Source organism: Glutamicibacter sp. NPDC087831 (assembly GCF_044742845.1).
Lineage (GTDB): Bacteria > Actinomycetota > Actinomycetes > Actinomycetales > Micrococcaceae > Glutamicibacter.
In genome coordinates this window covers 363,813-377,761 of record NZ_JBIUVH010000003.1, presented here as the reverse complement: position 1 = coordinate 377,761, position 13,949 = coordinate 363,813, and the positions used below count along the sequence as shown (strand labels likewise).

10 protein-coding genes are annotated in these 13,949 nt (G+C 62.1%); 5 read left to right on the top strand and 5 right to left on the bottom strand.

The annotated features are described in order from the left end of the window. The first annotated feature begins 16 nt into the window (after window positions 1-16). The 3 genes from ACIOJF_RS12515 to ACIOJF_RS12505 all read left to right on the top strand — a co-directional run bounded on the left by ACIOJF_RS12515 (window position 17) and on the right by ACIOJF_RS12505 (window position 5,702). Window positions 17-1,648 carry an AMP-binding protein gene (locus tag ACIOJF_RS12515; RefSeq protein ID WP_402735576.1) on the top strand — a complete coding sequence of 544 codons (1,632 nt, stop codon included), beginning with the start codon at window positions 17-19 and terminating at the stop codon, window positions 1,646-1,648. A gap of 63 nt (window positions 1,649-1,711) precedes the next feature. Further along, window positions 1,712-4,108 (top strand): bifunctional salicylyl-CoA 5-hydroxylase/oxidoreductase, encoded by a 2,397-nt coding sequence (locus ACIOJF_RS12510; RefSeq protein ID WP_402735575.1) that lies wholly within the window; start codon window positions 1,712-1,714, stop codon window positions 4,106-4,108. 256 nt (window positions 4,109-4,364) lie between these two features. After that, entirely contained in the window at window positions 4,365-5,702 is a 1,338-nt protein-coding gene (locus tag ACIOJF_RS12505; protein ID WP_402735617.1) for an amino acid permease, read from the top strand. Here the strand turns inward: ACIOJF_RS12505 and ACIOJF_RS12500 are convergent. The 3 genes from ACIOJF_RS12500 to ACIOJF_RS12490 form a co-directional block, all read right to left on the bottom strand. Further along, window positions 5,699-7,351, bottom strand: coding sequence for a thiamine pyrophosphate-binding protein (locus ACIOJF_RS12500; RefSeq protein WP_332595227.1), 1,653 nt, complete (start codon window positions 7,349-7,351; stop codon window positions 5,699-5,701). The two genes, ACIOJF_RS12505 and ACIOJF_RS12500, sit on opposite strands and share 4 nt — an antisense overlap. Beyond that, window positions 7,348-8,163, bottom strand: coding sequence for a cyclase family protein (locus ACIOJF_RS12495; protein WP_332727755.1), 816 nt, complete (start codon window positions 8,161-8,163; stop codon window positions 7,348-7,350). Before ACIOJF_RS12495 ends, ACIOJF_RS12500 begins: the two co-directional genes overlap by 4 nt. 209 nt (window positions 8,164-8,372) lie before the next feature. Beyond that, window positions 8,373-8,852: an acyl-CoA thioesterase gene (locus tag ACIOJF_RS12490; protein ID WP_402735573.1), complete on the bottom strand. Its 480-nt coding sequence runs from the start codon at window positions 8,850-8,852 to the stop codon at window positions 8,373-8,375. Window positions 8,853-8,965: 113 nt separating this feature from the next. Between ACIOJF_RS12490 and ACIOJF_RS12485 the strand changes: the two genes are divergently transcribed. Continuing rightward, complete coding sequence (locus ACIOJF_RS12485) at window positions 8,966-10,309, top strand: aromatic acid/H+ symport family MFS transporter (RefSeq protein WP_332489234.1); 1,344 nt, start codon at window positions 8,966-8,968, stop codon at window positions 10,307-10,309. A gap of 391 nt (window positions 10,310-10,700) precedes the next feature. Here ACIOJF_RS12485 and ACIOJF_RS12480 read toward each other — a convergent pair whose 3' ends face one another. Both ACIOJF_RS12480 and ACIOJF_RS12475 read right to left on the bottom strand, forming a co-directional pair. Then, on the bottom strand, window positions 10,701-12,176 hold the full coding sequence (locus tag ACIOJF_RS12480; RefSeq protein WP_402735572.1) for an MFS transporter: 1,476 nt from the start codon (window positions 12,174-12,176) through the stop codon (window positions 10,701-10,703). After that, window positions 12,173-13,207 carry an MBL fold metallo-hydrolase gene (locus ACIOJF_RS12475; protein ID WP_105658207.1) on the bottom strand — a complete coding sequence of 345 codons (1,035 nt, stop codon included), beginning with the start codon at window positions 13,205-13,207 and terminating at the stop codon, window positions 12,173-12,175. Before ACIOJF_RS12475 ends, ACIOJF_RS12480 begins: the two co-directional genes overlap by 4 nt. 227 nt (window positions 13,208-13,434) lie before the next feature. Here ACIOJF_RS12475 and ACIOJF_RS12470 point away from each other — a divergent pair, with 227 nt between their 5' ends. Beyond that, window positions 13,435-13,923, top strand: a complete 489-nt coding sequence (locus ACIOJF_RS12470; RefSeq protein WP_105658208.1) for a cupin domain-containing protein — start codon at window positions 13,435-13,437, stop codon at window positions 13,921-13,923. The last annotated feature ends 26 nt before the right edge of the window (window positions 13,924-13,949 follow it).

Below are 13,949 nucleotides of genomic sequence, written 5' to 3'. Positions count from 1 at the left end.
CCAACGGAGTTGCCTTATGGAACTTTCACCTTCTGTACATGTCGATAGCTTTACCCGCGACCATCTTCCATCCCCCGAATTGTGGCCGACGCTGGAATTCACCTTGCCCGAGCTGCAGTACCCGGACCGGCTCAATGCCGCCGAAGTGCTGATCGACCAGTCCGTCGAGAAGTTCGGCGCCCAGCGCACGGCGCTGCTGGCCCCCGATGGCACCAGCCTGAGCTACGGGCAGCTGCTCAAGCGGGCCAACCAGGTAGCCCAGGTGCTGGTCGAGGACTATGGCTTGGTGCCGGGCAACCGGGTAATGCTGCGCGGTCCGAACAACGCATGGCTGGTAGCTTGCTGGCTCGGAGTGATCAAGGCCGGCGGTGTTGTGGTCACCACGATGGCTGCCCTGCGCGCTGCGGAAATCTCCAAGCTGGCCACGCTGACCGGCCCGGTGGCGCTAATCACCGACCACCGCTTCGCCGAGGACGCGCTCAAGGCCAGCGGCGGCGGCTATCCGGTCATCAGCTACGGCGGCACGTCCCGCGACGATCTGGCCCAGCAGGCAGCAGGCAAATCCGGCGAATTCACCGCGGTGGCCACAGCCGCAGATGATGTGGCATTGCTGGGACCGACTTCGGGAACCACTGGCGTCCCTAAGATCACCATGCATTTCCACCGGGACATCCTGGCCAATGCGGACACTTTTGCCCGCTACATCCTGGAACCCACCAAGGACGATGTCTTCGCCGGTTCCCCGCCGCTGGCTTTCACCTTCGGACTGGGCGGGCTAGTGGTCTTCCCCTTCCGCTTCGGCGCCAGCTCGCTGCTGACCGAACGCGCCACCCCGGTGCAGTTGGCCGAGCAGTCCCACGCGGCCGGGGCAACCATCCTGTTCACCGCCCCCACCGCCTACCGGGCCATCTTGAAGAACGGCAAGGCCGACCTGCTCAGGCCCCTGCGCGTGGCGGTCTCCGCCGGCGAGCACCTGCCTGCCGACACCTGGCACCATGTCAGGGAGGCAACCGGGCTGGAACTGGTCAACGGCATCGGTTCCACCGAAATGCTGCACGTGTTCGTCTCCGCCGCCGGCAAGGACATCAAGCCGGGAACCACAGGCAAGGCCATTCCCGGTTTCCGCGCCACGGTGCTGGATGCCGAGGGCAACGAAGCCGCGGCCAACGAGCCGGGGCGCCTGGCGGTTATCGGGCCGACCGGCTGCCGCTATCTCGATGACCCGAGGCAGCGCAATTACGTCGAAAGCGGCTGGAACATCACCGGGGACATCTTCTCCCGGGACGAGGACGGTTTCTTCACCTACCAGGCGCGCAGCGACAACATGATCGTCTCTTCCGGATATAACATCGGCGGCCCGGAAGTCGAGCAAGCCCTGGACCAGCATCCCGAGGTGCTGGAAAACGCGGTGGTCGCCCGCCCGGATCCGAACCGCGGATCAATCGTCTGCGCGTTCGTGGTTCTGGTCGAAGGCGCCGAAGCCGATGAGGCGAAGGCCAAGGAATTGCAGGACTTCGTCAAAGCCACGATTGCCCCGTACAAGTACCCGCGGGAAATCCGCTTTGTCACCGAGCTGCCTCGAAATCCCAGCGGCAAGCTGCAGCATTTCAAGCTGCGCGAGGCCTTCAACGGCTCCCCGGTCGCATAAACTCCCCAGATATTTTTCGGGCCCCGGCCCAATCGCCCTCCGGGGCTGATGAAAGGACACACCATGAAGATTGCAGTTATCGGCGGCGGCCCTGGCGGCCTGTACTTCGCGGCTCTGATGAAGCAGCTGGATGAGAACCACGATGTCACCGTGTGGGAACGCAATGCCGCATCGGACACCTTCGGCTTCGGCGTGGTGTTCTCCGATGAGACCCTGGGCGGCATCGGCAACGCCGATCCGGTGGTGGCCGAATACATGTCCCGGCGCTTCGCCCGCTGGAGCGATATCGACATCCACTTCCGCGGCCAGATGCACACCGTGGGCGGCCAGGGCTTCGCGGCCATGAGCCGCAAGGAACTGCTCCAGCTGCTGCAGCGCCGCTGCATCGAACTGGGCGTGGATGTGCTCTTCTCCACCGTTGCCCCGGATGTGGAGCAGCTGGCGGACGAGTACGACCTGGTGCTGGCCGCTGACGGGCTGAACTCCGCGGTGCGAACCAAGTACGCGGACTCCTTCAAGCCCTCCCTTGATCCGCGGACCTCGAAGTACATGTGGCTGGGCACCGACCAGGTCTTCGAGGCCTTCAAGTTCTTTGTCAAGGAAACCGATGCCGGAACCATGCAGATCCACGGCTACCCGTACTCGGACGAGGGTTCGACCTTCATCGTGGAAATGCACGAAGACGTCTGGCGTGCGGCCGGATTCGACGAGACCGAGGACGAGGTCTTCGGCCCGGGCGTGAGCGACCAGAAGTCGGTGGACAAGGTGGCCGGGATCTTCGCCGAGGAACTGGCCGGATACCAGGTGCTGACTAACAACTCCAAGTGGATCAACTTCACCACGGTGCGCAACGAGAACTGGCGCCATGGGAACATCGTCCTGCTGGGCGATGCCGCGCACACTGCCCACTTCTCCATCGGCTCGGGCACCAAGCTGGCCATGGAGGACGCTCTGGCCCTGGCTGCCTGCCTGCATGAGCATGCCGAGGTTGATTCGGCGCTGGCCGCCTACGAGACCGAGCGCCGCCCAGTGGTCGAATCCACCCAGCGCGCGGCCCAGGCCTCGCTGGAATGGTTCGAGAACATCGGGCAGTACAAGGACCAGGACCCGGTGCAGTTCTGCTTCAACTTGCTCACCCGCTCCCGGCGCATCACCTACGAGAACCTGAAGCTGCGGGATACCGGATTCGCTCAGCAGGTCGATGAGAACTTCGCCCGGCTCAACGCTTCACCTTCCGTTGCACCGGCGATGTTCCAGCCGCATAGGCTCGGCAACACCGAGCTGGCCAACCGCGTGGTGGTTTCGTCCATGGACATGTACTCGGCCACCGACGGGGTGCCCGGGGACTTCCACCTGGTCCATCTGGGCTCCAAGGCCATGGGAGGGGCCGGGCTGGTGATGACCGAAATGATCTGCGTTTCCGATATCGGCCGCATCACCCCGGGCTGCACTGGCCTGTACACCGATGAGCAGGCCGCTGCCTGGAAGCGCGTGACCGACTACGTGCACGGAAATTCGAACGCCAAGATCGGCGCCCAGCTCGGCCACTCGGGTCGCAAGGGTTCGACGAAGCTGATGTGGGAAGGCATCGACCAGCCGCTGCAAGAAGGCAACTGGGATGTGCTCGCTCCCAGCGCACTGCCCTATGGCGAAGGCTGCCATGTGCCGGTGGAAATGGACCGTGCGCAGATGGACGAGGTGCGCGAGCAGTTCGCCGCCGCGGCACGCCGCGCCGATGAGGCAGGATTCGACGTGCTGGAAGTGCATATGGCCCACGGCTACTTGCTCTCTTCCTTCCTTTCGCCGCTGTCCAATCAGCGCACCGACGAATACGGCGGAGGCTTGGAGAACCGGCTGCGCTACCCGCTTGAGGTCCTGGATGCGGTCCGCGAAGCATGGCCGGCAAGCAAGACCATCGGCGTGCGCATCTCGGCTACCGACTGGTCGCCAGGCGGGAATACCGAAGAAGATGCCGTGGACATCGCCCGGGCCTTCATCGCCCACGGCGCCCAGTTCATCGACGTCTCGTCGGGGCAGATCGTGAAGGACGAGAAGCCGGCTTTCGGGCGCAGCTACCAGACGCCATTCGCCGACAGGATCCGCAACCAGGTCGCCGCCGAGGCAGGGGTCTCGGTGATCGCGGTGGGTGCGGTGTCCTCCTACGACGACGTGAACTCGATCCTGCTGGCAGGCCGCGCGGATCTGGTGGCGCTGGGACGCACCCACCTGTACAACCCGCAGTGGACCTTGCAGGCAGCCGCCGAGCAGGACTATACCGGTGACGGCGCCACCTGGCCGCTGCCTTTCAAGGCCGGACGCCGCAAGCCGCCCGCCGCCCGCACCGACGCGGTCCGCCCGCGGCTCTCGCTGGTTCGGGAAGCCGAGGAGCAGGAGCAAACGCACCTGCGCTGGATTCCGGCCAGGAAATCCGAAACCTCCAATTTGGTAACCAGCGCTTAGCTGTTGCTGCCAGCCGCAGGATTGGCGGCCCTGTTTGGGCTGCCGATCCTGCGGCTTTTTGCCGGGCACGGGAACCGCTTGGCGGCTCGGCTCGGATCCCAAATCGGCCACCAAACCACCTTTGGATAATTCAATGAAATCTTCCCTGGATCAAATCGCACAGCGAGAAGCCGGCCTGTCGAAGGAGCTAACTTCGCGCCAGCTGAGCATGATTGCGCTTGGCGGCGCCATCGGCGGGTAGATCGCCGTGCTGCTCATGGGGGCGTTGGCCGAGATGATCCTGGCGCACCCGACGACCGGCTCCTTCGGCGCCTTCGCCGAGCACTACATCAACCCATTCACCGGGTTCCTGCTCAAATACCTGTACTGGTCCTGCCTCGTACTGGCCGTAGGCACCGAAATCACGGCGGTGGGTGGCTGCATGCGAATGTGGTTCCCGGATTTGCCCGCAGTGGTGTGGATCATCGGCCTATCGGCCTTGCTGATCGGGGTGAATATGTTCAATGTCAAAGCCTTCGGCACACTGGAATACTGGTTCTCCGCCACCAAGGAATTCGCTATTGCCGCGTTCATCCTGCTTGCTGCCTATCTGGTCTTCGGCCAGAGGGGCAATGATTTCGGATTCCAGAACTACACCGCGGAATCCGGATTCTTCATGTGCGGGGCCCAAGGTGTCTGGTTTGCCGTTGTCGTGGCGATCTTCTCCTACCTGAGCATCGAAATGATCGCCGTCGCAGCCGGTGAGGCAAAAGATCCCGAAGTCGCAGCGAAGAAGGCCTTCAAGGTGACCTTGTTCAGGCTCTTCCTCTTCTGCATCCTGACCCTGTCGCTGATCCTTGCCATCGCACCGGTCAGCGAGATCCTCGAAGGCGACAGCCCGTTCGTCACGGTGATGCAGGTGATCGGCATTCCGTTTGACGATTCCACTCTCCATTTCGTGGTCATCATCGCCGCGCTCTCCGCCATGAACTCGCAGCTGTACATCTCCACGCGAATGATCTTCTCTCTATCCCGCGGCGGGCAGGCTCCGAGCAGCTTGGGTAAGTTGAAGAAGAACGGCGCGCCGGTCAACGCCCTGCTGCTCTCGGCTGGCGGAATCGCCGTGGCCGCCATCATCTACGCATCGAATCCAGAATCCGGTTTCACAATAATGATGGCGCTGTCGATGTTCGGCGCAATGATGGCCTGGATGCTGATCTTCATCACGCACTTGTTCTTCCGCCGTTCCCATCGGCGCAGTGCAGCACCGCTTAAATACCGCCTGCCGTACTATCCCGCTGGATCCGCGGCCGGGGCGCAGCTGATGGCCGCGTTGCTGGTCACGACCTTGTTCACCGAGCAATTCTCCATGACGTTGCTGTTCGGCATTCCCTTCGCCTTGACCGTCTCTGCCCTGTACTTCCTGATGCGCAAGCGCATGAAGCTGGCACAGGCAGGTCCAGGCACCGGGAATGAGGAGACTGGCGGCTCAAGCCAGCCGCGCGAGCCTGAAAAGATCAGCGACGCCTTGAAGGTGCAAGCGAGCCCCGGCGCAGCGCACCATGCGCCGCACCGGGGCCACCCACCAGCAATCGCGGTTCCAGGGCTGGGCTAGTGCCCCTTGAATGCCTCCGCTAGCCACCACGCACCGCCGTCCGAAGCGATTTTCGCGTCGATGACCAGCGGCCCCGTGGGATCCGAGCCGAGCCAGCTGGCTACCGCGTCAAGATCCTCCAGCTTGCGCACCGTGATGCCATCGGCTCCGAAACCGCGGCCGATGGCTGCGAAATCGGTGTCAGGGAAGGTCACCGAGTCCATATTCGGTGCCGTACCCGTATCGCCGAAATGATGTACCTCCGCCCCGTAGGCGGCATCGTTGTAGACGATGCACACCATTGGCAGCTTCAGCCGAACCGCGGTATCCAGTTCGGCGATGGCCATGTGGAATCCGCCGTCTCCGGTGCCGAGCACCGGCAAGCGCCCGGGCTGCGCCAAAGCCGCTCCGATGGCCGTGTAGAGCCCCAGGCCGATCGCCTGGAACGCCTGGGTAAAGCAGAAACCGTGCTCGTCTGGAACGGCGAGAAACTGGCTCGGGTATCCCATGAAGTTGCCCGAGTCCACGCTGACGATGCGCTCGGCCGGCAGCAGCTCATCCAGCGATTTGGTCAGAGTTCGCGGATCGATGCGGTCGTCTGTGGACAGGTCCCGGTAGGCTACCTGGCTCCAGTTGGCCCCCTCGGCGATCTGCTGGCTCACCGCGGAGGTGCGGTAGCCTTCGCGCGCCGGCATCTTCTGCGCTTCCAGATATTCCAGCGCATCGCGTGCGCTTTGCGCCGAGTCGCCGATCACGCCCAAGTCGATGCGCCGGTTCGCCCCCAGGGCGGACTCTTCCAGGTCCACCTGCACTACCTTGGTGCCCTCGGAAATGAGCCGACCGTGGCGCATGGTCCACATGTTCAGCGCGCAGCCAAAGCCCACAATCAGATCTGCTCCAGCAATCAACTCGGCGGCCAGCGGCGACGAGAACCCGCCGGAGATCCCGAGACTGAATTCCTCGTCGTTGAACAGGCCCTTGGCCACCGCCGAGGTCGCCACCAGCGCCCCGCTGTGCCGGGCCAGCGCCAGGATTTCGGCCTTGGCCCCGCGTCCGCCGCGCCCTGCGACGAACACCGGGCGCCGGGCATTTTCGATCAGTACCGCCAGCGCTCGCACCGCGGCACGCGAGGGGCGGACCGGCTCCGCCGGAACCACCTCGGCTGCCACCGGGGATTCCGGAGCTTCGAGCCCTTGGATGTTCAATGGCAGGTTCAGTACAACCGTCCGCCGGTCGTTCACTGCTCTGCGGTAGGCGCGAACTGTATCGGCCACTGCCGTGCGGGCGCTGTGGATTCGTTCGGAGACGGCGTAGACGGAGGTTGAGAAGGAGCCCTGGTCCATGGCGAAGTTCGAATACACGGCGCTCGGGGCGGCTTCGGCGGCCAGCACGATCATCGGGGTGCGTGACTTGGCGGCTTCTCCAATGCCGGTGGCCGCGTTGGTCAGGCCGCACCCCTGGTGCACCGAGACCACGCCGATCTGGCCGCTGGTCCGTGAGTAGGCATCGGCCATCGTTGCTGCGCCGCCCTCATGCCGCGCTGCGGTATATGGCACCCCGTTGGCAATCAGTGCATTCGTGACATCGAAGTTCCCGCTTCCCACCACGCCGAAAGCGTGCCCTACGCCCAAGTTTGCCAGCGTCTTGCCGACCAGTTCAGCAACGTTCACGATTGTGCCTCCATTTTCTTGGTGTTTTGGGGCGCTAATGCCAGCACCCGGGTCGGTGCGCCGGTACCGCCAACTATGGGCAGAGGGGCAACCACTAGCATCGCTCCGAACACGGGCAGCTTGTCCAAGTTCTTCAGCGAGGTGATCCCGTATTTGTCTGCACCGAGCAGGAAGTAATGCATGGGGAATGGCGGCTCCAGTGCTCCGGCATTGCCGGAATCGATCCCCACCGTTTCCACGCCGATGCCGGAAATGTCCAGCTTCTCGGCAATGTATCTGGCGCACTCCGCAGTAAACCCGGGAGTATGCGATCCGGTGGCATCGACATTCAGGAAAGCTGTCTTGTCATCACCGTATTGCTCCCATCCGGTGCGGAAAAGCAGCCACGCTTTGGAAGGAAACCGCCCATATTCCGATTGCCACGTTTCCAAATGGTGCACATCGATGAGAACATCCGGATCATCTGCTGCTAAGGATCTGAAGTCCAACACGACGGCCGGACCTACCAGGCGTTGCGGATCAATCTGCGACACGTCCTTGCCTCCTCGTCCCGAAATCCAGTGGATCGGCGCATCTATATGCGTTCCGATGTGCTCACCAGTATGGATATTGTGGTGCTTCCAATATGGTCCGGGCTCGTTGTAGGCCGAGACCTCTTCGAGACTGAAATCAATGAGGTTCGAGAACGGATCGGGCAGTACTAAGGTTGGAGTCCTGTCCGACAGCGGGGCAGTCAGGTCATGGACTTGGACAGTCCCGGAGGCCAGAGCGGACAATATCGCGCTCGTGCAAGTTTCTTCGGCAGCAGGCATTGTTTCTCCTTGGGCAGAGACGGTCCAGGACACATTCCGACGATAGAGAGATCCTGACGGTCGTCACATTCGCGGAATTAGCTTCAATCTACCAGCACCACCTCTGCTAGCCAACAGGTCACCCGAAGGAGAACCAGGGGCGAAGACCTAGTTCCGCAAACCTGGCTCGCACATATATCCACCAGCTCGCACGGAGCGCGGTGCCGCGCTCAGGAACCGGCATCAATGCCAGCGAGGATTTCACGGGGCCAGGGGGCAGATGACTCACCGCCAACTGGAACGCACACTGTCACGAAACGGCCTTCAGCGGCCAGCGCGAACCCGCGCCCTTGGTGCGCACTCCCCCAGACCTTGAATCCGAATGACATCGAACTGGCCCCGACCTTCTCCACGCGAATCGCGGTGGTCACCGCTTGGCCGAAATACAGCTTGGCCCGATAGTCGACCTCATGGCGGACTCGTGGCGAGATGGCGAAGTAGGACTCCGCGCCAGCCTCGCGAAACAGTTTGGCTTCGGCCGCCTCGACGAAGCGCAAGATGGCTGAATTATGATGATGCCCCGCAGCATCGGTATCAACCCATTCAATGGTTCGCTCCAACGCCGTTCCTGCGATTCCCGACGCAATGAAGTCTGCGGCGAGCTGCTGCAACAACTGCCCGGATTCGTCCATTCCCGCGAATGTAGGCATCAAGATCCCCCTAATTAAAAAGTGTATAGCTATTGTAACGCACGTCACTTTAACGTGATAATCCTATTGGTGTTCCAAGAACTCCGCCCTACCCACACAAGGAGATTGAACAAATGCCGAAATCCCCCGCAGCCGCGGATTGGAAAATCCCCAAACGAACCACTTCAATGGTGCTCTTCGCCTGCTGGCTGGCCATCCTGGCCGAAGGCTACGACGTCGGCGTGCTCGGTGCAGTGCTCCCGGCATTGGCCGAATACAAGGAATGGTCGCTGAGTCCCATGGAGCTCGGCGGCCTCGGAGCCTACGCGTTGGTGGGCATGCTCTTCGGCGCACTGTTCATCGGCACGCTCAGCGACATCATCGGCCGTAAGCGCATGCTCCTGCTGGCCATGCTAGTCTTCACAATCACCCAAGCCGGTGCCGCGCTAGCTCCTACTCCCGAGATATTCGGCCTCTTCAGGCTGATCGGCGGACTGGGTATGGGCGGCATCATCCCGGTGGCCGCCGCGCTGACCATCGAGTATTCGCCACCCAAGAAACGCTCACTTAACTACGGCATCATGTACTCAGGCTATTCCCTGGGAATCGTCGCCGCTGCCTTGGTCGCTATGTCGCTTCTGCCCGCGATAGGTTGGCGCGGGGTTATCGCGGTGGGCGCATTACCTGTAGTTCTACTTCCCTTAGTTGCCTGGATGCTTCCCGAATCCCTTGAATATCTGGTATCCAAGGGGCGGATCAGCGAAGCCAAAGCACTGGCCGCCCGGCACAGCATCCCCGATTACGAGCCCGTGGCGCCACCGGTTCGCACCGGCAAGGCCCCCTGGCGCCAGGTCATGGCTTCCATGTTCTCCGCAACGTACTTGCGATCAACCATCTTCTTCTGGATCTCGCTATTCTGCGGCATGGTCCTGGTCTACGGCTTGAATACCTGGCTGCCGCAGATCATGCGCAGCGCAGGGTACAACCTCGGTTCCTCGCTAACATTCCTGCTGGTCTTCTCCCTCGCCTCAGCCGCCGGCGGACTGGCCCTGGGCTTCCTCGCCGACAAGTACGGGCAGAAGACCATTCTGGTGATTTTCTACCTGCTCGGTGCGGGAGGCATCCTCCTGCTGATGTTCCCCAATACTATGCTGGTCAATCTGTTCTTCGTGGCCTTCGCCGGCATCGGCTCGATTTCCACGTCGCTGGTTCTCACCGGATACATTGCCGATTACTACCCGGCCGCGCAGCGCGGCACGGCCACGGGCTGGGCATTGTCCTTCGCCCGCATCGGCGCCATCTCCGGCCCCATCATCGGCGGCTGGATCGCGGCTTCGGGCATCAGCTTCGAGTTCAATTTCGTATTCTTCGCCATCGTCGGCGTAGTCGCCGCCATTTCCGTGGCGATGATTCCACCACGCATCAAACCAGATGCTGCCCGATCTGCCAAGGCCAAGCAGGCCTTCGCGTCCGATTAGCCCTGGCTCCGCGCACCTTCCAGCACGAACGTCCTGAACCGTGGCACACCGCGCACAGCGGTGTGCCACGGTTTTATCCTTTTCCAGCACCCCCAGGCCTGCCAAGGGTCCGCTTGCCGGCAAGATCGCACTTGCGAAATGCAAGTGCGCTGGCACCGGGGAAACGATGGCCGGGTGGAATGCAAAGGGATTTTCCAAAAGGCGAAACAGCCATGCAGGCATTGCAGCGCATTCCATGAATGCCTGCCCTGAGTGCGGCCATGCTTCCTGCGCCATCACTCCCACCGGCATCCATAGGAGCTAGGCCGCGGATCGCCATGTGCAGCAGAATCCCATCGGCCGTTGCGACTTGGCCGATGGGATCCTGCAGCTCGATCCGGGGCGATCTTGGCTAGCCGGTGAACGTGAAGCTGGTCTGCAGCTTGCGCGCTGTCCGGTCCGGATTGAGCATCAAGACGCAGAAGATGCCAACACCAACCAGGTAGATTCCGATCATCCCGAATGAGGCATTCATGCCCTGAGCCAGCAGCTCGGCCATCTCTGCCGAGTCAGCCACGCCCTTAGGGCTGGGAATATAGCCCGCGCTGTCCATCAGGCCACCGACCATTGCGGGAGCGACCACGCCGCCCACCGAAGCCAGTCCAGTGAGCGTGGCCATGAGGGCCGCGCGTTGCCTGGAGCAGACGCTGAAGGCGATTGCCGTGGGAGCCAAGGGATAGATCATTGCCGTACCGGCACCGAGAGTCAGCATCGCCACGGCGGCGTAGCCGGAGAGGAAGGGCAGGATCGAGAAGCAGATCCCGGAGATCAGCAACGTTGCGCCGAACAGGGCGCCCATGGCCCAGCGAACCGTCACGCCGCGCTTCATCAGGTAGCGGGAGCCGAAGCCCAAAACCAGCAGCGCGATAGCGCCGATCACCCAGGGGAAGGTGGAGACCAAACCGATCATTTCCGGTGTCAGGGCAACGACGGATCCCAGATATTTCGGGGACCACGTGGTCAAGAAACCCTGCGCCCAGAAGCAGCCGGCACCTGCGAGCACCGCTGCCACGAACATCCACGAGCCCAGGACTCGTCGAATCGGCACGATTTTCAGCAGATCGGAGGAATCCGCAATGCTCCCCTTGCCCTGCAGGTCGAATTCGGCGACCGGTTCCGGTTTCTGCCCAGCCTGCTGCTGGTCCTCCGCCAACGAGATGGCACCGGCTTTCGCCTGTGCCTTGCCCGCCGTGGAATGGCTGTACGGGCCGTCGCGGCCCAGAAGCAGCCACGCTACGCTCCAGAGCAGCCCGAAGATCCCCAGGAAACCGAAGGCCCAGCGCCAGCCCAGGGCCGGGTTGGCGATGATCCATGCAAGGGCAGGAGCCGCGAGGATCGGCCCCAGGGTTGAACCGGCAGCGATGACGCTGCTGGGCAGCCCACGTTCCTTCGCATTGAACCAGCCGTGGGCATGCTGCAGCGAAATGGGGGTCGCCGGCCCCTCGGCTCCACCCAGCAGGATGCGTGTGACCAGCAGGATTGCCGCGCCTCCGCCGAAGAGCATCGGGAACTGCAGGACTGCCCAGGCAATGCCCATGGTCAGCAAGATCCAGCGGGTGGATACCTTTCCGGCCAGGAAGCCGACAATAACGCCGACAATGGCGAAGAGGAAGAAGAAGGCGCTGCCGATGAAGCCGAACTGACCGGCAGTCAACCCGAGTTCGCGCATGGCGGGATCAGCCACGAGCCCCAGGACAGCTTTGTCGGCGAAGTTCACGATCTGGAAGAGTACCAGCATGCCGGTCACCATCCAGGCGCGCCGGTTCATTTTGCCGTTGGCAATGGCCGCACGCAAGGTGTGGTCCGCGAGATTCTGTGTCGTACTCATACCAAGCTCCCCTTGGAATCGGCCGCGGAGAGTTCCAGCGCCGCCGGGCCGATGCTGAAGACGTCATTGTCCTCGGCGATGGATACATTCCCCGCGAAATCACCGCGTGCGGTCTCCAGCATAGCTTCCAGATCAGCGGCACCGGGGGTGTTGGGAACGATGTGATGCAGCACCAGCGCGCCGACTTCGGCTTTCGCGGCGACCTTGCCCACCTCGCTGTACGGCGTGTGCGATTCACGCAAATGCACTTCGATGCCATCGCGCGTCGGGCCGTCCGGGAATGTCGCCAGGATGCCAGGCAGATCGATGACCTCATGCAGCAGCAAGTCAGCTCCGCGGGCGAGCCTGATGCAGTTCTCGGAGTAGGCGGTGTCTCCGGAGACCACGACGGAACCGTAGCGCGAGTCGATCCGGAAAGCGAATGCCGGGAAGCACAAGCGGTGGTCGACCAGAATCGCGGAGATCGCCACCAGCTCATCTCGGTAGATCTCAAAGGGCTCCATTTCCGGGTGGCGGTTTTCAACTGCGCAGGCCCCGGATGCCTCGGGGATCTGGATGTTCTGCGACTGGATCCATTCGTGGGGTTCGTCGCGGCCTTCATCGGCCATGCGGATCAACACGTCGGAGGAGAAGACCTTGTCCAGCAGCGCATCGACGATTTCTTCGGTGCTGGTCATTTCCCGCTCGGCGACGCGCGAAGCGATCTGCTGCTCGTGCTCCGGGCCAAGGGCGGGGATGCGATTGGGACGTCCAGGGCCGAAAACTTGGATAGGCCGGGCGAAAGACTCCCCCGGGACCTGCCACCCGGTCACCAGATAGGCGCCGAGATCGTAGATGTGGTCCGAGTGGTGATGGGTCAGCAGCACCGCGCGCAATTCGCCCCATTCGGCATGCGACCGGTAATTGCGGATGCTTCCCATGCCGCAGTCAATCACGTAGGTTGCCCCATCGACCCTAATCGCCGTGCTGGTGCCAGCACGGGAACTGGAAACGATCGGGCCGCCTCCGGTGCCAAGCGTGTAGACGCTCATTCCTTTTACCTGAGTGGTATTCACATTGGTGCCTTACTCGTAGAGTGCAGCAACGGGTCCCATCGACCGCGATGCGTGAATTGCGAGGGTAGTGAAGAGTCCGGCAGCATAGGCCGAAGTGATAGAAATCATATACACCGAATTTTGCGATCGCAAGACCTATTGCATATCTAATGTGATTCATGCCATGCTGGACGCACCAGCCATCTACCCGCTAAGGAGTCATCATGGAACAGCAGCAAGGCCAAGAAATCATTCTGGGCGATCTGCCCAAGGGCATAACTTTGGCCAGTGAATCAATGGGCAACAAGACGTGGAATGTCCTCGGCCACACCTATCTCTCCAAGGTCGAGAGTTCCAGCAGCTTTGCATGGCTTTCCCTTGATCCCACTGGAACCGGTGTGCCTCCGCACGTGCACCCTAAGCAAGATGAGCACATTTACATAATGGAAGGCACTTACACCCTGTACCTGGACGGCGAATGGTTCAAGGCCGGGCCTGGCGATACCGTCCGCATGCCCATGGGACTTCCTCACGCCTACTACGTCAAGGATGGCGCACCGGGCAAATCGCTCTTTTGGGTAAGCCCTTCGGGACAACTGTCCACGCTCTTCGATGAGCTTCACAACTTGTCTGACCCGGAGGAAGTTGTCCGCCTCTCAGCACTGCGTGACGTGGACTTCCTGCCACCGGGATCCGTACCCGGCGCAGACTAGCATTGGCAGGAATTACTACGTAGCCG

Bases quoted from the DNA above. Each gene is read 5' to 3' on its own strand.
- ACIOJF_RS12515 (WP_402735576.1), top strand. From the start codon at position 17: ATGGAACTTTCACCTTCTGTACATGTCGATAGCTTTACCCGCGACCAT.
- ACIOJF_RS12510 (WP_402735575.1), top strand. From the start codon at position 1,712: ATGAAGATTGCAGTTATCGGCGGCGGCCCTGGCGGCCTGTACTTCGCG.
- ACIOJF_RS12505 (WP_402735617.1), top strand. From the start codon at position 4,365: ATGGGGGCGTTGGCCGAGATGATCCTGGCGCACCCGACGACCGGCTCC.
- ACIOJF_RS12475 (WP_105658207.1), bottom strand. From the start codon at position 13,207: ATGAGCGTCTACACGCTTGGCACCGGAGGCGGCCCGATCGTTTCCAGT.
- ACIOJF_RS12495 (WP_332727755.1), bottom strand. From the start codon at position 8,163: ATGCCTGCTGCCGAAGAAACTTGCACGAGCGCGATATTGTCCGCTCTG.
- ACIOJF_RS12485 (WP_332489234.1), top strand. From the start codon at position 8,966: ATGCCGAAATCCCCCGCAGCCGCGGATTGGAAAATCCCCAAACGAACC.
- ACIOJF_RS12470 (WP_105658208.1), top strand. From the start codon at position 13,435: ATGGAACAGCAGCAAGGCCAAGAAATCATTCTGGGCGATCTGCCCAAG.
- ACIOJF_RS12480 (WP_402735572.1), bottom strand. From the start codon at position 12,176: ATGAGTACGACACAGAATCTCGCGGACCACACCTTGCGTGCGGCCATT.
- ACIOJF_RS12490 (WP_402735573.1), bottom strand. From the start codon at position 8,852: ATGCCTACATTCGCGGGAATGGACGAATCCGGGCAGTTGTTGCAGCAG.